Origin of the sequence: Aquimarina mytili (assembly GCF_016735115.1) — a bacterium.
Taxonomy (GTDB): domain Bacteria; phylum Bacteroidota; class Bacteroidia; order Flavobacteriales; family Flavobacteriaceae; genus Aquimarina; species Aquimarina mytili.
Genome location: NZ_JAERQJ010000003.1, coordinates 296430 through 317018, shown reverse-complemented (window position 1 = coordinate 317018; position 20589 = coordinate 296430). Strand labels below are relative to the sequence as shown.

At 34.9% G+C, this 20589-nt stretch carries 34 protein-coding genes; 3 read left to right on the top strand and 31 right to left on the bottom strand.

Features of this window, described 5'->3' with window-relative positions; genetic code table 11:
• Nucleotides 1-3: 3 nt before the first annotated feature.
• The 4 genes from JJQ60_RS22180 to JJQ60_RS08795 form a co-directional block, all read right to left on the bottom strand.
• On the bottom strand, nucleotides 4-132 hold the full coding sequence (locus JJQ60_RS22180) for a hypothetical protein (protein WP_262896670.1): 129 nt from the start codon (nucleotides 130-132) through the stop codon (nucleotides 4-6).
• A gap of 202 nt (nucleotides 133-334) precedes the next feature.
• Complete coding sequence (locus tag JJQ60_RS08805; protein WP_201918770.1) at nucleotides 335-1042, bottom strand: recombinase family protein; 708 nt, start codon at nucleotides 1040-1042, stop codon at nucleotides 335-337.
• 126 nt (nucleotides 1043-1168) lie between these two features.
• Nucleotides 1169-2404: an antirestriction protein gene (locus tag JJQ60_RS08800; RefSeq protein WP_201918768.1), complete on the bottom strand. Its 1236-nt coding sequence runs from the start codon at nucleotides 2402-2404 to the stop codon at nucleotides 1169-1171.
• A gap of 60 nt (nucleotides 2405-2464) precedes the next feature.
• Nucleotides 2465-3373: a DNA adenine methylase gene (locus JJQ60_RS08795; protein WP_201918766.1), complete on the bottom strand. Its 909-nt coding sequence runs from the start codon at nucleotides 3371-3373 to the stop codon at nucleotides 2465-2467.
• Between the two features lie 105 nt (nucleotides 3374-3478).
• Here JJQ60_RS08795 and JJQ60_RS08790 point away from each other — a divergent pair, with 105 nt between their 5' ends.
• Entirely contained in the window at nucleotides 3479-3973 is a 495-nt protein-coding gene (locus JJQ60_RS08790; RefSeq protein ID WP_201918764.1) for a DUF2628 domain-containing protein, read from the top strand.
• Nucleotides 3974-3976: 3 nt separating this feature from the next.
• Here JJQ60_RS08790 and JJQ60_RS08785 read toward each other — a convergent pair whose 3' ends face one another.
• From JJQ60_RS08785 to JJQ60_RS08700, 18 genes are all read right to left on the bottom strand, one after another.
• Nucleotides 3977-4207: a DUF4248 domain-containing protein gene (locus tag JJQ60_RS08785; protein ID WP_201918762.1), complete on the bottom strand. Its 231-nt coding sequence runs from the start codon at nucleotides 4205-4207 to the stop codon at nucleotides 3977-3979.
• On the bottom strand, nucleotides 4194-4388 hold the full coding sequence (locus JJQ60_RS08780; protein ID WP_201918760.1) for a hypothetical protein: 195 nt from the start codon (nucleotides 4386-4388) through the stop codon (nucleotides 4194-4196). Before JJQ60_RS08780 ends, JJQ60_RS08785 begins: the two co-directional genes overlap by 14 nt.
• Before the next feature lie 3 nt (nucleotides 4389-4391).
• Nucleotides 4392-5051 (bottom strand): hypothetical protein, encoded by a 660-nt coding sequence (locus JJQ60_RS08775; protein WP_201918758.1) that lies wholly within the window; start codon nucleotides 5049-5051, stop codon nucleotides 4392-4394.
• Nucleotides 5052-5073: 22 nt separating this feature from the next.
• Nucleotides 5074-5523 carry a CHAP domain-containing protein gene (locus tag JJQ60_RS08770; protein ID WP_236669073.1) on the bottom strand — a complete coding sequence of 150 codons (450 nt, stop codon included), beginning with the start codon at nucleotides 5521-5523 and terminating at the stop codon, nucleotides 5074-5076.
• A gap of 65 nt (nucleotides 5524-5588) precedes the next feature.
• Nucleotides 5589-5981 (bottom strand): hypothetical protein, encoded by a 393-nt coding sequence (locus JJQ60_RS08765; protein WP_201918754.1) that lies wholly within the window; start codon nucleotides 5979-5981, stop codon nucleotides 5589-5591.
• A gap of 31 nt (nucleotides 5982-6012) precedes the next feature.
• Nucleotides 6013-7011: a peptidoglycan-binding domain-containing protein gene (locus JJQ60_RS08760; protein WP_201918752.1), complete on the bottom strand. Its 999-nt coding sequence runs from the start codon at nucleotides 7009-7011 to the stop codon at nucleotides 6013-6015.
• Between the two features lie 3 nt (nucleotides 7012-7014).
• Nucleotides 7015-7443, bottom strand: coding sequence for a hypothetical protein (locus tag JJQ60_RS08755; RefSeq protein WP_201918750.1), 429 nt, complete (start codon nucleotides 7441-7443; stop codon nucleotides 7015-7017).
• A gap of 26 nt (nucleotides 7444-7469) precedes the next feature.
• The gene (locus JJQ60_RS08750) at nucleotides 7470-7646 is read right to left on the bottom strand and encodes a hypothetical protein (RefSeq protein WP_201918748.1); all 177 of its coding nucleotides are present in this window, start codon (nucleotides 7644-7646) and stop codon (nucleotides 7470-7472) included.
• Nucleotides 7647-7730: 84 nt separating this feature from the next.
• A complete protein-coding gene (locus JJQ60_RS08745; protein WP_201918746.1) occupies nucleotides 7731-8567 on the bottom strand; it encodes a hypothetical protein in 837 nt (278 codons plus the stop codon).
• Nucleotides 8548-8886: a hypothetical protein gene (locus JJQ60_RS08740; protein WP_201918744.1), complete on the bottom strand. Its 339-nt coding sequence runs from the start codon at nucleotides 8884-8886 to the stop codon at nucleotides 8548-8550. Before JJQ60_RS08740 ends, JJQ60_RS08745 begins: the two co-directional genes overlap by 20 nt.
• A 63-nt stretch (nucleotides 8887-8949) precedes the next feature.
• Complete coding sequence (locus tag JJQ60_RS08735; RefSeq protein WP_201918742.1) at nucleotides 8950-9240, bottom strand: hypothetical protein; 291 nt, start codon at nucleotides 9238-9240, stop codon at nucleotides 8950-8952.
• Nucleotides 9237-9776, bottom strand: coding sequence for a hypothetical protein (locus JJQ60_RS08730; RefSeq protein ID WP_201918741.1), 540 nt, complete (start codon nucleotides 9774-9776; stop codon nucleotides 9237-9239). The genes JJQ60_RS08735 and JJQ60_RS08730 overlap by 4 nt, the downstream gene beginning before the upstream one ends.
• Nucleotides 9777-9797: 21 nt before the next feature.
• The gene (locus JJQ60_RS08725; RefSeq protein WP_201918739.1) at nucleotides 9798-10190 is read right to left on the bottom strand and encodes a hypothetical protein; all 393 of its coding nucleotides are present in this window, start codon (nucleotides 10188-10190) and stop codon (nucleotides 9798-9800) included.
• 11 nt (nucleotides 10191-10201) lie between these two features.
• Complete coding sequence (locus JJQ60_RS08720) at nucleotides 10202-10834, bottom strand: hypothetical protein (protein ID WP_201918737.1); 633 nt, start codon at nucleotides 10832-10834, stop codon at nucleotides 10202-10204.
• Between the two features lie 44 nt (nucleotides 10835-10878).
• Nucleotides 10879-11478, bottom strand: a complete 600-nt coding sequence (locus tag JJQ60_RS08715; protein ID WP_201918735.1) for a hypothetical protein — start codon at nucleotides 11476-11478, stop codon at nucleotides 10879-10881.
• An 82-nt stretch (nucleotides 11479-11560) separates the two neighbouring features.
• Nucleotides 11561-12844 carry a hypothetical protein gene (locus JJQ60_RS08710; protein ID WP_201918733.1) on the bottom strand — a complete coding sequence of 428 codons (1284 nt, stop codon included), beginning with the start codon at nucleotides 12842-12844 and terminating at the stop codon, nucleotides 11561-11563.
• 7 nt (nucleotides 12845-12851) lie between these two features.
• Nucleotides 12852-13769: a transglutaminase-like domain-containing protein gene (locus tag JJQ60_RS08705; RefSeq protein ID WP_201918732.1), complete on the bottom strand. Its 918-nt coding sequence runs from the start codon at nucleotides 13767-13769 to the stop codon at nucleotides 12852-12854.
• Nucleotides 13769-14230 carry a hypothetical protein gene (locus JJQ60_RS08700; protein ID WP_201918730.1) on the bottom strand — a complete coding sequence of 154 codons (462 nt, stop codon included), beginning with the start codon at nucleotides 14228-14230 and terminating at the stop codon, nucleotides 13769-13771. Before JJQ60_RS08700 ends, JJQ60_RS08705 begins: the two co-directional genes overlap by 1 nt.
• A 197-nt stretch (nucleotides 14231-14427) precedes the next feature.
• Between JJQ60_RS08700 and JJQ60_RS08695 the strand changes: the two genes are divergently transcribed.
• Nucleotides 14428-14595 (top strand): hypothetical protein, encoded by a 168-nt coding sequence (locus tag JJQ60_RS08695; protein ID WP_236669072.1) that lies wholly within the window; start codon nucleotides 14428-14430, stop codon nucleotides 14593-14595.
• A gap of 13 nt (nucleotides 14596-14608) precedes the next feature.
• On the opposite strand, the gene JJQ60_RS08690 is transcribed toward JJQ60_RS08695, so the two are convergent.
• From JJQ60_RS08690 to JJQ60_RS08660, 7 genes are all read right to left on the bottom strand, one after another.
• Nucleotides 14609-15403, bottom strand: a complete 795-nt coding sequence (locus JJQ60_RS08690) for a hypothetical protein (RefSeq protein WP_201918726.1) — start codon at nucleotides 15401-15403, stop codon at nucleotides 14609-14611.
• Between the two features lie 210 nt (nucleotides 15404-15613).
• A complete protein-coding gene (locus tag JJQ60_RS08685; protein WP_201918724.1) occupies nucleotides 15614-16030 on the bottom strand; it encodes a hypothetical protein in 417 nt (138 codons plus the stop codon).
• 98 nt (nucleotides 16031-16128) lie between these two features.
• Nucleotides 16129-16383 (bottom strand): hypothetical protein, encoded by a 255-nt coding sequence (locus JJQ60_RS08680; RefSeq protein ID WP_201918722.1) that lies wholly within the window; start codon nucleotides 16381-16383, stop codon nucleotides 16129-16131.
• Nucleotides 16380-17462 (bottom strand): hypothetical protein, encoded by a 1083-nt coding sequence (locus JJQ60_RS08675; protein ID WP_201918720.1) that lies wholly within the window; start codon nucleotides 17460-17462, stop codon nucleotides 16380-16382. The genes JJQ60_RS08680 and JJQ60_RS08675 overlap by 4 nt, the downstream gene beginning before the upstream one ends.
• Before the next feature lie 2 nt (nucleotides 17463-17464).
• Nucleotides 17465-17659, bottom strand: a complete 195-nt coding sequence (locus JJQ60_RS08670; protein ID WP_201918718.1) for a hypothetical protein — start codon at nucleotides 17657-17659, stop codon at nucleotides 17465-17467.
• A gap of 22 nt (nucleotides 17660-17681) precedes the next feature.
• The gene (locus JJQ60_RS08665; RefSeq protein ID WP_201918717.1) at nucleotides 17682-17972 is read right to left on the bottom strand and encodes a helix-turn-helix domain-containing protein; all 291 of its coding nucleotides are present in this window, start codon (nucleotides 17970-17972) and stop codon (nucleotides 17682-17684) included.
• A gap of 4 nt (nucleotides 17973-17976) precedes the next feature.
• Nucleotides 17977-18132 (bottom strand): hypothetical protein, encoded by a 156-nt coding sequence (locus JJQ60_RS08660; protein ID WP_201918715.1) that lies wholly within the window; start codon nucleotides 18130-18132, stop codon nucleotides 17977-17979.
• 270 nt (nucleotides 18133-18402) lie between these two features.
• Between JJQ60_RS08660 and JJQ60_RS08655 the strand changes: the two genes are divergently transcribed.
• A complete protein-coding gene (locus JJQ60_RS08655; protein ID WP_201918713.1) occupies nucleotides 18403-18555 on the top strand; it encodes a hypothetical protein in 153 nt (50 codons plus the stop codon).
• On the opposite strand, the gene JJQ60_RS08650 is transcribed toward JJQ60_RS08655, so the two are convergent.
• Together JJQ60_RS08650 and JJQ60_RS08645 are read right to left on the bottom strand one after the other, a co-directional pair.
• Nucleotides 18556-19836 (bottom strand): hypothetical protein, encoded by a 1281-nt coding sequence (locus tag JJQ60_RS08650; RefSeq protein ID WP_201918711.1) that lies wholly within the window; start codon nucleotides 19834-19836, stop codon nucleotides 18556-18558.
• Nucleotides 19837-19894: 58 nt separating this feature from the next.
• The gene (locus JJQ60_RS08645) at nucleotides 19895-20401 is read right to left on the bottom strand and encodes a hypothetical protein (protein WP_201918709.1); all 507 of its coding nucleotides are present in this window, start codon (nucleotides 20399-20401) and stop codon (nucleotides 19895-19897) included.
• Nucleotides 20402-20589: the final 188 nt, after the last annotated feature.

Genomic DNA, 20589 nt, shown 5'->3' with positions numbered 1-20589 from the left:
AAACTATTTTTTAGTTGATTTAGAAGGTTTTAAACTTGGTGTGTTTCCCGGAGTATTTTTATTATCTCTCTGTCTTCTATCTGGTTTACCTGTTGTTTTAGCAATTCTTTTTGGTCCTGGTTTAAGTGCCATAATTTTACTCTTTTTAGTTATATAATATATTACCGAACTTATTTACTCCACAATATCTATAAATTATTAAAACAATTATTACGGTTTTCCACAGTAACACTTTTATAATCGTTTGAGGTTATTATAAATCTCTCTCAAAAACAAAAAATCCCTTACCCGGAACTAATCCAGATAAGGGGTAATTTGTAATGTTTACGTTGGTTTAAAATAAGGATTTTTTATTAACCTTCGTTATTTTTTTCCTTTTGTTATAGTGTTTTTTGCAAAAAGCATTATCGATATTTTGATCTTTATCCCAAAACATAGCTTTACAAACGACGCAATTTCTACGACCGCGATGAGCTAGATATTTGTATAACGTTGCTTTTGAATTAATATCAACTAGTTTCATAATTTCAGAAATAGAAAGTTGATTTTTTTCATCTCGATAGTAGTTTTCAGCTAAGATGGCTTTTGCTTCTGCTTTCTGACCAAGTCCTTTTCGTCTGCCAATAACCGCGCCTCTTCTCCTTGCACTTTCCTGTCCAGCCAATGTTCTTTCGACAATAATATTACGCTCCATTTCGGCAACTGCACTAAAGATAGTTAGTACAAATTTTCCGTGAGCAGATGTTGTATCAATAAAAGGTTCTTGAAGGCTTTTAAAACCAACTTCCAATTTTTCAAATTCATCAACGAGTTTAAGCATATGCGAAACACTCCTAGCGATTCGATCCATCTTCCAAACAATGACGATATCTTCTTCCCGTAATTTACTAACAAGTAGATCAAGATTTTTTCGATTCGCTTTTGCTCCTGAAGAAACATCTTTATAAATATTCTTTTCTTTTACTCCTGCTTTTAATAAAGCATCGATTTGCAAATCAAATTTCTGAGATGGGGTACTTATACGTGCATATCCAAATAACATATCAGTTCATTTAAGTGTTAAATCATAAACTTAGAAAATGAACCGTTTTATTGAACATAATAGGGTTTATTCCAGGTTTGAAGCAAAAAGTTCAATAAAACCACCAAATAGATGGTATCTTTTCCCTTAGATTTGATAATCTGCTACTGGTTGGGAATCCATCTCCGTAGTACCCATAATTTCTTTGCTAAAGATGTTGTATTTGATCCCTGTAATACCATATCGGTTTTTGGAAGTAATTGCATAGTTATTTCTAAAAGAATCATCTGCTTTCACAACCTCGATATTAATACCGGCATCAAAAAGTGGAGCTGTTCCTCCCCGTATGGTTTTTTGAGTGGTTCGTTGAAAAATCACAATAAATATGGTGTCAGGATTCTCTTTTCGTAGTTTATCAAAATCTTGTGAAGGCAATCCTGTCTTGTTCCAACTATCAATAATTATTACATCAAAACTTTTAGTCGCATCCTGAATCGTTTTATATCCTTCAGGTAACTGATCAGCTATAAAAATCTTGTGTTGGTTTTCGGACTTGAGGTACTCTTTTTTCATTCGGGTAATCAAATCGGATTTACTCCCAATTTCTAAAGAGAAAATAGCAACCTTATTACCAATCTCTGCAAAGACATCTGCTAACTGGTAGGTGAACCTTGTCTTTCCGCCACCTTGATCTCCTTCAACGGTAATCGCAAGTTCAAACTTTTCTAAATCTCCTAGTAGTTCTCCTAAGGCTCCCTTAAGTCTAAAGGTGTTTTTATTCGTTACAAGAGATTGTTCATTGATTGGAGAAAACAGAGATGTACTTTCTTTGGGTTTAGGATATAGTCCATTAGTTAAGTTTCCTAGTTTTGAATTCATATCATTCAACTCGGGAGGGTTTTTAACTATACTTCTTAGTTGTCTCAACCATTTTCTATTGATAATGATTTTAATTTTTTCTTTCAAAATAAGATTGTTGTGTTGAGCAATCAGTTTATGCTGTATTTGCATCAGATGATCGGCTACCAAAGAATCTTTACTAATCTCCTTTTTTGAAATTGCTTTTTGAAGATCAAAAATATAGCGTTTCAAATCATCTCTGGACTGTATGGTTTTATGCATATCAAGAAATCGTTTTATAAAGTCAATTTCGATTACTGAAATACCATCCAATTGTGTTTGTTGCCTCTCCTTAAGTAGGTGAGCATTTAGTCTCTCAAGATAGATGTCAATGGTTTCTTTAATAATGGGTTCGGTGTAGTAGTAGTTCTTAGCTTCCATAAAGAACTGATGCCCTTCTTTCAGAATTCTAGGAAGTGTATTGATCTTTATAGTACTAATGGACTTTGGATAATTATCAAATGAAATAGTCTGTTTTCTCATAAAAACAATACTACCGAGTTGTCATATTATACTTTCGGAATGGTTCTGTTTTGTTCCAAATCAGTACTGATTTTGTAACTGCAGTTTTAAGGCTCTGGATCTTACCACCAATCTTTCCAACTCTTGAATACCTGACAAGTCTGATTTTATCTTTTCTATATCGTAGTTGGCAGTAAGTACTTCTATTTTTTTCTTTTTTGTTTGTTTGGTTACCGCAATCTTTTTTTCTATCGAATGTTGAAACCATTTATTTTTGTTTTTGTACTTCTCAAGTATGTCTGAAGGGTAACTGCTCAATAAAAACTTTCCCTTGATTTTACTTAAAACCTCTAATAGCTCTTTAAAGTCATGTTCCGAATATCCTTTATAATGCCCCATATCTGAATTAAAATAAGGAGGGTCCAAATAGAAGAAAGTGTCTTTTGTGTCTCTACTTTTAATTACTTTGAGGGCATTATTACATTCGATATCCACCAGAGCTAGGCGATCACAAATTTCTTTGGTAAATGCCCGTTTCTTATTAAAAATTGTTTTTGATACTCCGTTAGATTGCCTCTCGTATGCATATCCTCCATATATCCTTGCTGAAAAACTCATATTGGTTTGCACCCAAAAAGCCCAAGCTCGCTTCACCTTATCTTTTTCTTTCTTATTTTTAAGTACAGCAGCAGCTTCCACATGTAGTTTTCTGCTATGAGGCGTGGCCTGAATAAGTTTATTAAGTTTTGAAAACTCTTGTTTACAAACTTGATAAAAGTTAACTACATCTCCATTGAGATCATTGATCACTTCTGCATTACTTGGTTCCTTAGCAAAAAATACGGCACCTCCACCTACAAAAGGTTCACAATACAGATTATGCTTTGGCATTAAGGTTAGAATACGTTTAGTTAATGTTTGTTTGCCTCCATAATAGGTGATTGGGGTTTTAGCCATTTTTCCTAGACCGTATAAAGGAGATGTTATCATTGTTTTTTTAAACAATGATATTAGAATATCCGAAATTGGTTTCGGATTGGTTCTTAATAATCCTAAGAATTAATGCTTGAATTTTATATTTGCAAAAAAATTATTTTGAAACACACTGAACGAGAATATCAAATATTTTTTGGAGACAATGATGATTACTACCTAGATGTAATCCAAAGTTATGATCGAGGAAGAAAACTTAGATTCAATCCTTATGCCTTTTTCCTAGGCATTTTCTGGTTATTATATCGAAAAATGTACCTCACTTTTACATTTATAGTCGTACTAATTTTTTTACAAGCCTTTATCGAGGAAACGCTCTACGAAAATTATTTAATCTCTTATCAAACGTACAATTCGTTGGATATTATTTCTCGCCTTGTATGGGCTTCCGTTTTAGGTCTTTTCGGTAATAAGTTCTACCAATTGGAAGTAGATAGAAAAATTTCAAGAGTACTGAACGAGAATCTTTCAGAACAAGAAACTAAAACCAAATTAGGCAAAGTTGGAGGGACTACGTTGATTCCACATTTAATATTAGTATTAATTATTGGTTTTCTAATGTATTTGTTTCATCAGGGATATTTAGATAACTATTGATAGCTATGGTTCCCCTAATCGTTCGAACAAAAAACGCACCACCTCCGGTCTAAGAAGTTTGGTACTTTTTTTATATCCAAACTGTTCTAATTCCTCTAGGTAAATATGAATCCAGGAAGAGAAGGTTTTAGTGCAAATATTGTATAGTGCTGCCAATTCATATTTATAATATGCCCTAATTTTTACAGGCTCTTCTCCTTCAAAATAAATGGATTGTAATTTAGTTTCTTTCATGGTTCTTAATTCTATTTAAGTCCTCAACAATCAACTCTTCACCAAGACAACTTCCTATAAATCCTCCTATCAGTATGAAAGGATAGGTTTCATTAGGAGTATATTTTTTGGCTATCATAAATCCGAGCATACTTCCCATCAATGCCAATCCTGCCTTTTTTGTGTTTTTAGATAGCTTCATGTTCTAATTCAATCTGTTTAATAGCCATAGACTTCCAACTGAAATAACCATCCCCCAGGCCACATGACTTAATCGTCGCCTGCGTTCATCTCTAAAATCTACTAAGCTCACTGTAAATGAATTTCCATAGCGAAGTAGATGTTGCTTTGCAATATTCATAAAACGGTTAAAGTCTTGGGCATTGGCAAACACTAGGCATCCGGCAGAGAAGTCATCAATTACATTGGTAGTTCCTTGCTTTCTCGCTCTATGAATATTGATGCCAAATCTTCCAGTATCTGTAACTCCAGACTCAAACCATTTGAACAACCCTTTTCGTTCATAATCTCGAATAATAGTAACTGGAGCGGTTTGTATGAGCGCAGGGTATATTCCTCTATGCAATCCTAAACTATAGGCATACTTATATTGTCCTTTTTTTAAAAAAGCCGTTCCCTGTGGATGCATTGGATTTTCCAACCAATACTGTCCTGGATCCGTGGTGGCTTTAAAGATATGGTATACCCATTTCCCTTTGTCATTGGTATAAAAAACGTGTATCTCATCATCAAACTGGTTACTACGAACAAACCGACTTCTATAGCCTACAATATTCAACCTATAAGGTTGTCTATAGATTTTGTACCCTTTGTTTCGTAATATTTGTAAGCTCTTTGATAACATTCTTTAGTTGTTCATTGATAATTTATTGCTTGTCGGTGCTACCGACGAAGTCAGATACTGCCCACACCTGTTTTTTTAATCTACGTTTTCTATATACGCCATCACCTTCTCTTGATCCATCGTCACCAGTATTGCCTTCTACTGTTGTGATCCATTTCTCTCCCCAATGATCTACAAAACCAATATGAGCGGGACGATTGAGTTTATAATACCATATCATAAAAACATCGCCCATTTGTGGTTTTCTCTTTAGAAACTTACCTCGTTGGTAAATACGTTTGTTTTTCATTGCAAAACTTGGAACCCATCCACTTATCGGAGCATCGACTCCCGCGTTTTGGTAACACCAACTTACAAAGGCTGCGCACCATGAATATCCTGGTCCGAGTTTTACACTAGCTAAATACATCTCTACATGGTCCCCTCGATTTTCTCCTCCGATTTCACGAACTCCAACTTGAGAATCGTACAACTCCTTGACGCATTTTCGCAGTTCAGCTTCTTCTAAAGAAATTGCTCCTTTGGAGGTTAGGGGGCTTATAGCGTCCTGGCTAAAAATGCTATTGCAAATAAAAAAGCAAAGAATATAGAGGTGGATAATTTTAGTTTTTGCCATGGTGATATGGTTTTAAAGTCTTCTTGAAAATGATGATCCAGGTAATGTTCAGATGTGGGCCAAATGAGTTTCATAAGAATACGTACAATCCCGTGAAGTACAAAAATGCCAATGATCGCAAAGAGATATACCTGAAATACTCCTGCATCATACATCCCTGTCGTGGGGTCAATCCAGCGAAGGAATACCGCACTATGAATCCAAAGAATTAGTCCTACTGCCAAGGAGGATAATTCCCTCCATACTTTAAAGTATCCGCATAGCGGCTTTAGCTTATCAAAAAGTCTCTTGATCCATTCGATTGTTTTATTCATGATTTTTTGTTTACAGATTAATATTTAGATATTACATTGAGGACAAGTTTTGAGTAGGGGCATAGACGGTCTCCCCCGATTGAGTGAGAATTCTTGCCATTCCGTTCTGCATTCCTGTTATATATCCTACTACAGTATTAGGTGCTATTTCAGGGACGATAAAGGATCCATCTTCAGCTTTAAGCAAAGTTGGTTTTTCTACCACAGCCAGATTCCATTCCTGTTCAATTTGATCACTCATATGATCAAAATTTCCAAGAGTACCTAAACTTGGAACAAACCATACCCCACGTGAATTTTGTTTGAGTCCCATTCTTCTGAATTCTGCTCTTATTTTTACTTTCTCCAGTTCTTTAGATTTAAAAGCTACACTAAGCAGAGCATTGACTAATGAAGTCACCCTGATTCCCAGGATTTTAACATTTTTGAAAAAAGTACTTACCCGTCTGTATTGACTTGGAGAAGTTATTTTCTTCAGTCCGTTTAGAACTCCAAATAGATTTCGTTTGTTCGCTGCATCAATCAGTTCTTTGGCAACAGCCCCCCAACCCCCAAAAGAAGAGCTTGTATTTTTGCCTACTAAAGAAGTAAATGTACTTTGTGTAATGGCAGAAGAAAATCCTGCAGCACGTAAAGCGCGTTCTGTTCCTCTTCCAAAAATACCGTCAGCCTTACCATTTCTAAAACTAGTTTCTTTAATTATTAGTGCTGCTTGTCCTCCTTTTTGCAACAGTGCATTTTGCACCATTTGTACCAGGGAACCTCTGGCTCCTCTTCGAAGTGGAAAACTACCGGAAGAAGCCACAGGAAGTATGGGAGTAGTCACAATACCTCTTGGTGTCGGTGGAGTGATAGGGTCTATTGTGCCTCTAGCTGTGACCTTACGATTTCTAAGATAATTATAAGCCAGGTATCCACCACCAATAAGGGCAGCAACTCCAAGACCGTAGATGATGTATTTTTTTTGAGCCCCTGCTTTATTTTGGGTTTTATTTTTAGTGTGTCGCTTTGCGAGTGCTTGCGTTTTCATGGTTTATGTTTTTGAATTGATAATATCCAGGGCGATAGCATATTCCTGTGTGGACAGTTCGTTTTTCAAATCTGCAGAAAGATTACTATTATATAAATCTTTATAGGCTCGCAGTACTCTTCGCATCAGTGAGGCAGATGGTACTTGCTCTAATGTGCGATATACCATCTCCTCATCGGTTCCCCACCCAAAGGCATTATCATTTTCAAAAGCCATTTTGAGTTGGGTGGCAAAACTTGCCGGATTACCTTCACGCAATGCCAGACGTTCCCGGGTATTACGTTTAAACTTCCTCACCAAAGCCCGCACTCCAAAAAAAGCTCCCAGGCCAAATCCAGTAGCCAAGAGTACAGTAGTTACTTTCGAACTAACTTTTACTTTTGGTTTGCTTTTTATCGCTTGCATTGCAAGTGTTGCTGCGGGTAATGCCATAGTTTATTTTTTTAATTAATCTCTGGCTATGCCAGTTTCATTTTGACCAGGTTTCGGATAAAAGCATCCTTCAGGAATAACTGTTCCATTCGGATGATCCCTTTTGCGCCAAAATGTTTGTTCATAGTTTCAAAAGCCTTTTTAACCTGATGTGCTTCTGTTTTGTCTTGTACTTTTAATCCTATTGTGATTTGTGTGTTCATTTTTTAAAGTTTCTGTGTTACTAAGTCTTAAAGAATCAAAGTTTACTCGATAATCGAGATTTAAATGCTCTGTAGTGTACTATGCTACTCTGTAGCTTTGTCACTTAGTGACTCTTTGTTTTGTATTTGATCCATGTAGTACGCCATTTTTTGAATGAGGTGAGTATCGTCTTTAATTTGTTCTCCAACCTGCATCATAAGCTCTATAACCTGCCCAAATTGTTCTTTTGTAAATAGTTCTCTTAAGTAATTTAGAATTTGTAATAAATGATCCTGATCTTGATTCATTTCATTTTCCACAGTGCCCGTTGCACTGAGACCTAAGCTTCCCAGAGTACTTGCTATCCCTTGCATTTGTTTGGGGTATTGTTTGGCTAATCCAGAGATGGCTCCGGGAAGCAAGGCCTTACCTAATTCTACAAATCCTAATTTCTTAACCAGGGCTTCGATCTCTTCCTGTTTTGCTTCGGTTTCTTTGTTAGATTTTTCAAGGCTTGTTTCTAGTTGTTCCATCTTCTTTTTACTGGCTGCAAAAGCCTTTTTGAGTTCTTCATGATCTCTTTTTTGCAGTTCTTCTTGAAGCATGGAATGTACTTTATGATGTACCCCATTTAAGGTTTTTTCGCTGCTCCTAGTGATCTCCTCAAGTTTCTCCTGAAGCTTTCTGTTTTCAATAGATAATCGCTGTATGGTGAGCTGATCTTCCACTGCACCAGAATGCGGTCTTTTTTCACTGACCACTGGCAATGCTCTCACCGTATGATCAGAAGGTGATTTTAAAACCTCAAGCTTTGACTGTCCCTGATCCATTTTATATTTCACATAGGCACTCTCATTAGTAAAGCCAAGTTTATCCATTTCCTGATATTGTGTGTCGTTTAATCGTACAGATCCGGGTTTTTTATGCCTTGCTTCCATCATCTTTAGTTTTTAAGATCACTTGTAAAAAACGAATCATACCTTGTTCATCTTTAGCATTTCTAATCTCAATATGATCCCCATGCTCATGGGAGTTTTCTACAATTCCCTGAGTGAACCAATTCTCATACCTACCATAGTCAGATTTTACAATCAGCCCCCATGCAATATGAGTAACCAGCCAGAGCTCATTATTTGCCTGGAATTTGAGCATTCCTTTAGCAGGAATTACAAACTCCCTATAGACTATTCTATACGTATCGTACCCTCGTTCTTTTGCCCTTCTATCGGCATATTGTATTGCAAATTCCTCTCTCATCACGCATAGCGTGTTTTGATATCTCACTCATGCATATGAGTTGAGATGTCTGATTAATAATCTATTTTAAATGCCCATTACCGGCTGAGCATCGGACTCGATAAGGAGCCATACTGTAACTTCATAAGGATAGTTCACTTTTCCATCATCTTCAAAGATGGCATTGATATAATCGGAATTCCCAGATTCATCAACTGGAGTGACCCTAAAGATTTCTGTAGTCTTATGATCTGAAGGAGTTACTATTCCTCTTAATTCCTTGTTTTCTATTTCAGAAAATCGATCTTCAGATGCCACCTGTATCTCTTTATAAAAAACCCCTCTTTTTTGCTGAAGGGTTAAAGTTCCTAGAATCATAATTCGTTATTTTGGATTGAATTGCTAAAGGAAATGGATACCCCGGTTCCCTCTAAGGGAAGAATTCCACTCCAGAGATAATACTCCTGTGGATCACAATGCCCTTCTACGCTAACAGAAACAATTTTCGGATCTATGGAAAGATCAAATCCATTCAATGTGATAGTAGGCCTTTTATCCAGAATAGGATGAGCGAAATACCACCACTTGAATTCGGAGAAAATACCATAAGTAATATCAGGAGGGTAGGAGCCTGTATACACTTCTCCTGGGTTACTTTCCAAAAAGGAAGCATCTTCTATTTGATTATCGGTAATCCCTGTATAATATCTTGAAGTGAAGGGAGCTTTGTTGCAAGTATTTACCTGTTTGGTGGTTAGCACCCCAATCACTTTATTGGTAGTAAAAGGAAGTTTGGCCGATGCGTTTACAAATTGATTTTCCCTAGTGATTTTAAATTGTATAGGCACAAACTTCCTGCGAACTATAACACCTTTACTATCCTCTTTATTGCCTAACTGAATCCTACACTTCATATTTTCATTTTTAAATGCCTCTTAGAGGCCTTCCTCTATGAGTATTATAAGGCTTACTTTATACCCTTCATCAAAATCAGCATTACTGTGATTCTTATCCTGATATCGAACCTTAACAGACAGATCTCCAGGTAAGACATCTCCTAGCTCAAAAAAGCGTTCCTTTGGTGCTACACTAAGAGATGACATCAATATCTTGCTATCAAAGCCATCAGGGAAGAGTTCTTCTCCACCAATTTCAATACGTTGGCTTCCCTGGTAATACAACCTATCCGGATAATCTGAGATCATCTGGAGTCCTTTTACCATTTTAGTATGCTTAGGCAGCTCTAGGTTATCAATAGTGATCAACTTATTGGCTTCACTAACCGTAAAAGAAAAAGTGACTCGGGTTTCTTTGGTGTTTTTCTCCATAATCAGATGGTTTATGCCGGAATCGTTACCGTTCCTGCCAGGACTACTTTAACCAGGGTTTTATTCGGGGCATCATCACCCAATTCAATATTGAATTCAAACTCCTCATCATCTCGAATAAAGCGCGGACTCTCCAGGTAGTAGGTTCCTAGATTCGTCATCAGATTGTTATCGGTCACAAACTCCTGCATAGGGCGCTCATCGATAATTGTTTTCTTATTGGCCACCAAAGAGAACACCCCATTTTGTAATCCTGCCACCTTCTTGATACTATCAAAGTTGGTTTGTTTAATTGTTTTTTTAAGCTGTGAATCACTATCAGGAAGATCACCTTCAATCTCAGCAGCTAACAGGATGATACGATTGCATAAAAACAATCGGTCTTTTTGTAATTTGGATTGGGTGACATTGGTAATTCCAATCTCTTTAGCATCCTGGGTTTCGAACATATCAATATTGGCTCGGTTGCCTGCGAATTTGATGGAATAATAGGCAGCATCTGCCAGCTGTAACCTTCCTTCTTTGATATCCATGGCTACTTTAACCATAGCCGGATCATACTTTTTTGCCTGATCCCTTAGTGAGATATGGGCGTTGACAATTTCTAAGAATTGTGCTCTTGAGCTTTTTTTCATACTATTCATGTTTTTTTTAAATGTTATTATTTATGTTGATTATAATCTAGTAACTATGCTACAGCATTGAGTTCTGTGATATCTTCAGCTCCGTCTAATTCGGTCATATCAAAATTTCCAAATTCTGTAGTTCCGATATCCCCATCAATTCCTTCGGTAAAATCTTCCTGTATATCTGCGGTAGGAACAGGTTCTCCAGCTCCAATACGTCTGATAACATCATCAATTTCATCGGTATCAAAGTCACCTTCATCCACCATATCAGACCCCATAAATACCAGGGGGCGATCTTCCAGATTCCCCAAAGAGAGTTTTTGAGCCATAGAAGGTGAGATTTTATCCAGGTACAGTTTTTTACCAATGGCCTTAAGTGAGTTTACAGCACGATCTTTGGCTTCTTCCAGGTTATCTTGTATGCCATCGATACCATTAGTCGTTTTTGGTTTCCCTCCAAATCCATTGGAGAATGCCATTCCGACGCCTGCTGAAGTAACCCAATCTTTACCGTAGTAAGCTCCCCCGAATATGGTCAGCGCACCAAGGGCGAGGGAGTACCTTCCTACGGCAGAACCAGCTACCATACCTAAAACTCCTGTACTTAAATGTTTCCCTACTTCCAGGAGACTATCTTTTGCGTTTGTTTTTGTTTTCATGATAAAACTTCTTTTTATAGTTTTCCGCAAAAGCGGAAATCTCTACTTGCTATTTCAATTTTTGATTCAACTCATTTTTTGCTTACAACAAAGCCTTAGGGATCAATTTCTTTGTGGTCTTTCGCTTTCTGGTTTTTTTCTTTTTTAGGGTATGTCCTTTAGTAAACCTACCTAAAGCATCTCTACCTTTATTTTTTGGTTTTCTTTGCTTGGTATTTTTTTGTGGAACCCCAGAAACGGGTTTTGCTGATTTCTTTGTATTCGATTTTACGGCAATGGCAATAGCACTTCCGGCAACCAGAACTCCAGCTCCTATAAGTAATGGGGTTTTGTTTCGTTCGATCCAGCTTTGCTTATCGTCTATTGCTGCATTGGTTTTAGCTGGAAGTGGTTTGTTTGCTGTAATCACTCTTCGAGCAGGCCCTCTCATTATCCGGGTAGGCCGTATTGTCGTTCTTGGTATTGGGCGAGGAAGTGGACGAGGTAAGGGTCTTGGAGGAAGTCTCCTGGGTTTTTGAAACAGATTTTGCGCCTGCTGCTTTACCTGGCTTACTTGACTCACAACCTTATTGGCTTTTCCAAAGATGTTTCCGATCTTACTAAGTACCGTAGCCACACTCGCTACGGCACCACTGGCAGCAGCTACTGCGGTTCCAGTAGCCACAGCACCCAATCCATCAACTTCAACCTCGTTGTTTAAGAACGCTTCAAAAGTATCCAGATCAGATTCTATTACGAACTTTTCAAATGGATCGTTATAGATTGTAGGTCCTCCATCTATACTTCCTAAACTAAATCCACTTAGTGGTACCTTCCGATCTTTATTCCCTTTTCCGGTAAGAATCGCTTTTCGAAGGTTTCTACCTCTACCTCCGGCAACACGATAAATTTTTTCTGCTTTTTCCACCGCTTTTCGAAGCTTTCCATACTTGCGCATATCAAGCCCCATTTTCTTAGCTTGCGCAGGACTGAGATACCCATACCGGAGTCTACGGGCAACCTTCATCATATCGGACTTCATAGCTAGTAAAAACCCATTACGAAGCAAGATGGTGGCAGGATTTAAAAAACGATTGAAGGTTCTTACCACTGGCTTAACAACATATTTACCTACTTTACGGGTAAACTTCTTTAACCCCCGTCCAATCTTTTTAAAAAAGCCTCCAAGTCCATCAATAACATAAATATTTTCTTCTGCATCGGCATAAAGGATCACATTGCCATCCTCATCTAATATCTCATAAGCAATATCGGCATCATGGATGCCATTTAGTAGCATATCAGATTCCTGTGAGGTAAAGGTTTCTGTAATATCCATATGATCTATCCCTTCGCCATCAATTCCATCTAGTCTGTGTAATTCCATACGTTTCTTATTTAGGGCGTTGACCCGATTTATTTTTTAGTTGTTTGGCTCCCTGAGCTTTTTTTGTCAATAGCTTTAATACCCCAATTCCTGCAGAAACTGATATCACGGATATGATCAGGTAATTGAGTAAATTCAAATCCTTTTTGATTCCCATAGTTTCTGTATTGGGACTATCCTCAAATCGAAAAGGGGATAGGATGGTTCCAGATTTTATAGCTTTACTTTTTGGTTTTATATGTATGGGTTTGGGCAAGCTACACTGCATGATTGTTGTACCTGGAATAATCTCCAGTAATGGAATACGCTGCTGTACTATAGCATCCAAACTGATATCAGCCATATCCACTCCACTGAGTCCGGATATGTCTTTTATTTCTGCGGTACCGTTGATACTGATATCCTTCTTTTCGGAATATGGGACTTCATGGTTAAACTTGTCCGTCACACAATCAATTGTAATATGTCCCCCTTGTATAGGTACAATAGGGTACACGTGTTGAAAGTGTTGTTTACCTCCGTACTTGGTAATTCTCATTTTAAAAGGAATGTCTAAGTTAGAAAGGATACTGCCTATAAAAACCGTATAGCAATCGCAATCAACCCCGTTTTTTCGATCTGCCCAGGTACGGGATGGCCTGCGTACTTGTTCTATCCCTGTTTTATCCATGGTATATTGAATATGATCATAGACAAACTGCCAGATATTCATACAGGTCTCAACTACATTATGACCTTTTAGTTTTGAGGCAAGTTTTACAGTATCTCCCTTGGTTTCTTTAATGATTTGCTTCATTAAGTTTAGGGTGTCTTTTAACTGGGCTTTTCCGCTACCAACCACTATAGTATCCCTACTGATACTTTTGGGTATTAAATGAGAAAACTGATCTCCAGGACCGATATGTCGTTTTGCTTGTGCCTGCATTAGAGTTGTAGTATGATGTTATCCATTTTTTCATATGGCAGTCCATTGACCCTCGTTGTTACCTGAGTTTGAATCTTTAATTGAATAGGGGCTCCAGATCGGATATCGCTTACCACTTTCGTTCCTAAAATCTGAATCAGCGTTAGCCATCCTGCAGACTGAATGTTTACATCAAAATTCTTTTGGCTATTCTCTTCAAGCTGAATGATTGTGTTTTCAACCGTGGAACTACCCAACAGTTTATCTTTAAATAAAATTTTTATAAATGGATGTTGAATATTCAGGGATACCGGATTGGGGTTTTGTAATTGTACTTCTGCTTTCAGTTCGATCCCCGTAAGATTGATCTTATGGATACGCACCCGTATACGAGAGGTAATATTGGTACTGGCCCGTTGTAATCGGGACAAGTATCGAATCGAAAAAAAAGCGGCCAATCCACCGGCGATCCACTTGAACATAATTCTTTGTTTTACATCAAAGAAATATGGTTCGAAATCAGTGTGCAAATGAGATTGTATAAGCCTGTTTTAGCTCTGGTTTTTTGTTGGAATTAAGTTAGTTTAGTAGTGTTTCAGGAATTTGTTTATTGTATAAGTAGACTTTTGGTTCCTGAAGCTCAAAAAGAACTTAAATGGACCAAAAGAATAACGTGGAAATGAGATTTTGGAGCAAAGCAGAACTGGCTTTACATTTTGGTATAAGTCGAGAAACCCTTCGATTAAAATTAAAAGAAATTGAAGGATTGGATACTGGAAGAAGGCAATTGCTTTATCCTTATGAGGTACGGATGGTGTTTAAGGCGTTTGGAGTGGAGGAATTATAAATAAGAAAAAGGTTTATTCATCTTTAACTAATAAATAATTTTGAAATAGACCGATTATAAAAGTTAATAAAAATCCAGCTACCATAATATTATGTATGAAATATATGACATTAGCTGTCCTGCTTTGTGGTGTAAAGTTACTAGTAAAGAGGATGTTTAATGTATAAGGTAAGACCTGTCTGTAATTCCAAAATGCATTAGATTCAACTATTTTTATTTGCTCATTAATCAGATCCACTTCTGAATTCAAATCAATAAGATATTCTAATATAATTTCTGCAAGATTTTCTTTTTTACTCGTGGTACTGAATTCTATTAATTTTGTTCCATCTGATTTATAAATAGTAACAAGTTTTCTAATATCATCATCAGGAATAACTCTATACTTAGTATTACCTCGTATGATAATTGAATCTAAAAATACGAGTCGGCTATCATCTATTTCTCTCCATATAATTTTTTCTAATGAATTTTTATCTGTGTGAAGAAGTTTAGTTAAGATATACTTCTCCCTATTATTATTCAAAATTGAATCGGTTCTTTGTTTAATACTCTTTAGTTTTTTGAGCTTAATTTCTTTTTCAGATTCGATTATACTTTTTTCAATTTTTATGCTTTCTGGGTTCCTATTGATTTGTACTACATAGATTAAAGGAAAGACAATAAAATGTAATAGGATAAATAATGAAATAGTTTTGAAAAGTAATTTACCTTGAGAAGTTTGCTTACGTTTTGAAAAAATCCAAAACATTCTAGTAACATAAATAAATATTGCAATAATTAAAGCATTAATTATATAATCTTCCATGGGTAATTATTTAAAATTGAATATGATTTGCTTTCTCAAAATTGGCAAAAGACTAAAGTTTAATATGTAATAGTTAAGAACTAAGCGGGTATTTCTGAAGTTAATCATAGATTCTATTCAACTTTGTAGTTGAGCTCTCCTTCAAAAAAATCTTGAGCTTTTAGTTGAAGAGTAAAAGTATTTGTTTCATCTCAATTATTTATTCCTTTTCTATATTACATAGAAGAATATTGCCGTAAAAGTCAAAACCGTCGTTCTGATTATCATGCTTTTATAGTAATTAAGTAAGTCATTAGAAGCTTTTACCTTGAGCAACCATATTATTGGAAGTAATATTACTCCAGTAATTATTCCAGATAAAAGGTTTACTTCTGCTCCAGGCCAATTTTGTAATTTAAAAAGAATACCTACGGGTACTATGGAAAGCAAAAACCCAGAAATTATGGATAAAGCAATATTAGACTTTTTAATTGTTTTATCACAAAAAAAGTAAAATGCTGCAAAAAAATAAATTGTTGCTAATGGTATTAATGAAATTATGAGGATTATTCCAGATGCTGGCCAATCAAAAAAATTGAAAATCAAGCCTATTATGAATAGAATGGTGAATGCAATTTCAGTTTTCATAAAATATAATTTGAAATTAGGCGCAAATCTACAACATCTCAGTTTCAATTTTTGAGACTGAGATGTTTTTTAAAAAAAAGCATAAAACCAAAACAAATTCAATATACCCTAATGCCTTCTCGATACTTAGCAATTTCTCTACCATTGGGTTGGTTTTCATAGATGATCGCTGTTTCCCACTTCCCTTTAAAACGTTGGAAGAGCATTTTTTCCAACCTTTTTAGCCCTAAAATTTTATTGGGTCTGGCATTCCTATGGCTTTTATCTAAAGAGTAAAAAGTACCACAATTTCCATCTTTGAAATAAACTATGCATTTGGACAATGCTATTTTAGATAGGTTGGAAGGAATCATTGGGTTACTTTTTTAGATAGTGTTCTTTGTAAACTGTTTTCATAAGCTTTGAGTAATGTCTTATCTCCATAAGATTCAAGGCGTTTGAGTTGTAAACGAAATAATTGTAAACGACTTTTGCCTTTATGTTTACCTTCTCCTTTATCATGATCCAACCATTCTTTTTCTGCTTTTTGTATAAGTATTCGATTTCGGATATTTCGTTTGAGATTTTGTTGTTTTAAATACCATTGATACGTGTTTTTAAAATTATTACGCTTATTATGTGGGTGAAAATATAGATTAGCAGAGGGTATCCATCGATAAGGATTTCGGTCTAACCATCGTTTTACCATCTCAACCCTTTCATACAAGCCGTCCTGATAGTCCTTCCAATCTTTGTAACTCCCTTTGACCTCAAAATTTCTGTAAATGGTTGTTGTAATATTTTCCAGTACTTTTAATTCTTCTTCTTTAGAAAATATATCATCTGGGAACAATTTTGAACGAGCGTACTTCCAAAAATTATTAACCAACCCTTGTAAAAAAGTCGGTTCCAACTCATTTGCTTTCGCATTATCGAAATTGGAAATCCGACTTTCCTCCGTGTTCTTGTGATGTTCCTGTAGTGTTCCAGTAACATTTATTAAACAATTAACATCACTATTATTATTCTTTTGTTCTTGATGTTCTTGAACTAATGGGTGAATTTTTTTCACTCTTTCATCAAAAATTAATGGATTAATCCATAATTCTATCCCTGTTTTACCATGATGGACTTCTTTAATAATAAACCCTGAAGCTTTTAATCGATCCTTGTGATTGATAATGGTTCTTACTGTACAACCTTTACAAGATGCTAAACTAGGATTAAAGGTTTTAAAGCCTGGAATTCCGTCTTCAAAAGAGTCTCCCCGGGATATGGCTTTATTTAATTGTTTGGCATACAGTCGTGTAATCAGTTCTGCAGTTGCCCTATGATTTGCATTAATACGACTCTTTAATTCAAAATTATCTTTATTATAATTATCTATATAAGATTTTGTTGCTGTAAACAGTTTACCAAAATCATAATTCAATTGTACGGGGGTAGGTTCCATTTCTATTTACTTTTTATGTTTTGTAATTCTCGAATGGAAGTAATGACGGATTCATAGCAGAACATTGTATGATCAATTTGTGTTGTAAAAATTTCATTGTTTACTTCTCCGAATTGTTCGCTAATTTGCTCTAATAGTCGGATTTTTTGATCGCAGGATGCTTCTAGAAATACCAATTGTTCCTCAAGTGTAAGCATAGTAGTAGTTGTTTACAGTTGTTTACCTAACAATGTGTCGATTTAAATACTCGAGTATACTAGTTTTAGAGTAGCGAATAACTTTACCAGCTTTAGAGTATAAAATCTCATCAAAATCTCGTAGTTCTTGTAGTTTTGTTTTGCTTTTTATTCCTAATAAACTTTTTGCCTCTTCGGGAGATAACCAATCGTTTGCGGGATCCATATTCGCTAATGCTTCTTCTTTAGCTTCACGTATGGTAGTTCTTACTATTTGTAACATTTCTCGTTGTAAATTGAGATATGCTTCAGATTCAAATACAATTATTTCCATATTCTTAATTGTTAACTCTAATTTCTAACTGTTCGAGAAAATCATCACGAGATATTAAAATGATGTTGTTTTTGGAATCTTTATGGGAAACAATCCAATCACCATGTGGTAGGTTATTTCTGTCTATTTTGGACCAATCAATCTTTTTATCTTTTGACACTTTTCCTTTATTAAAACTTATTTGGGACAAAGAGAATCATTAAGACCATATTAAAACAGTGGTAAAGGGGTTTACAATCCTTGGTTTAAATTTTAATCAATTGAAAAACAATGAATTGAATTAAAAATAAATTCGATATTTGAGGGAGATAATGGTATATTGTCATCCTAAGCAACTATATAGTCATTGATAAGTATCACCCTAATGCAACCCCTTATTTTAAAAAATTCCATAGAAAATTTAGATCTGTCCAAAGAAATCAAAACATTCATGCAAAAACATAACATTCACACACTCGAAAAGTTATTAGAAATCAAAGGATCTGAATTGTTAGAAATGGATGGATTTTCGTATCGAATGCTACAGCAATTATTAGCTTTTTTGTATGATCATAACTGTTTACACCTATTTAAAGAAAAATAACTATAATTCTCCCTTCATTTGATCCAATTGAAGAAGCATCCCTTTGAGTATCTTTTTTACTGATCTTTTTGAACTTTCACTTACCGAATAATAATTGTTACTTAAGCTTTCTGATGAAATTAGAGCTGCTTTTTCTGTTCTAAAAGTCTTTGAGAGAAATGAAAACAATTCAGTTCTAGGACCATCAATTACTTTAGATTCATATAGCAATTTTGTGATTAAAGAAACTTCTGGCACCGAAACCTTTAAAAGTTTCCTGTTATTGAAGGTTTCTTCTAATACTCTTGATTTATCAAACTTTATAAGCTCTTCATAAAAAGTTATTTCTTCGGTGATCCAATCTAAAAGGTTTTTTCTTAATGGTGGCAGTTTTGGATTTAATCGATAGGGAATAGTGTTTACAATGGGTTTGACTTTTTTAAAGTATTCTCGATACAGTTTTAGTTTATCCTCATTATTTTTTAAGCTTTTGATCTTGTTTTTAATGTCATCAGTCATAAAAAAGAAAATCTTAAACGTATTAAAATCCAAACTAATAAGCACCTCATATAGTTGTTCTTTGGAAGGAAGTTTTTCTTTATTAAAAAGATGATCTAAAACTTTTATAAAGGTTGAATAATATTCTTTGGATTCATAAGTAAGATCCGAAATTGTGTTGTCCTTTATCTTGGACAATAATTGATGTATTTCATCTTTAACAATTTTTGGAACCTTGAGACTGGGGATTTTATCCTGTATAGTATTTATTGTGACCTGATTTTGATGCGCAAACCATAACCTTTGTTGGTAAGGAATATCCAAAGATTTATCTATATACTTAAGAAAAGTTTCTTCTAAAAAAAGCAATATAGAATCTAATGTTTTGTATAAAATTTTAAAAATGTCTGTATTAGTTTTTTCTTCAGAAATTTTAAATATTGATCTCCTATCTTCAGCTGATAAATAGTTTTGTTCTATAATTCTCATATAGTTCAAAACATAGTTCTGGTAATTTTTTATAAGATTATCTATATCCTCAACTTTTTTATCTAGAGAGAATAACTTTTTGTGTAAATCCCACTTAATATTTTGCAGAGTATGATTGAACAAACTTTGGTAATACCAAAATTTTAAAGTGATAGTACTAGTGTTGGTCATCTTCAAATCTATAAAATCACACCTTCCTAATTCATCATGTTCTTTATTTTCAAGATACGTTAGATAGTATTCTTTTGTCTTTTGATTAGTTAATGGATGTAGATCCCCATGAAATATCCTGTGGAATACATTCATATGTTCCATAAATGATGTGTTTAAGTTAATTTTCCCTTTTTATGTAGTAGTCACATCATATGTTTAATTAGGTTAAGGCTTGATAATCGCCGGTATTTTGAAGATTTACTTTTAATAGTTTTCTAATAAATTTCTTCTTTTTAATACTTCTGTTTTTTGTTAGAAAATCTCTAATGTCTACCTCTTCACTTGTGCCTTGAAAGTTTTCTAACAAATTCTTTTTAGTAAGTTTTGTAATCTCTGAGAAAGGGTGCTTAATTTTAAAATAATAGGTATCGAATATCTTCCATTTATAGATTCCTTTCTTTTGTTCTTTATAGATGTAAAGCCAATCGTTTGCACCTATACACTGACAAAATTTTCCATTAGGAAGGACTGTAAACGAGTGTATATCTAAATCCTCTTTAACATCTTTATCGATATCAATAAGATGTTTAATCTCATTTTTAGTTAAAGTGCCAGAAGTATAGGATAATAACATCTCAATTTTTAATAATAGATCTAGAATATCTATCCTTTGCATTCCTATACATTGCCTTAAGACTTTGTATACTATTTGTTGTTGATTCTTCAATGCTATTAATTTTGGTTTTTTGAGCATTGCATATAAACCTATGCATCTAGAAAAGCGAAAATACCATGTATTAGTTTCATTTTTCGGGAGTAATGATTTTTTTTGAATACATCAATATTAATTTCATAACACGACTTTAAGAATAAATAAAAATTGTAGGCATAGAAACATAAAAAGATTAATTTACT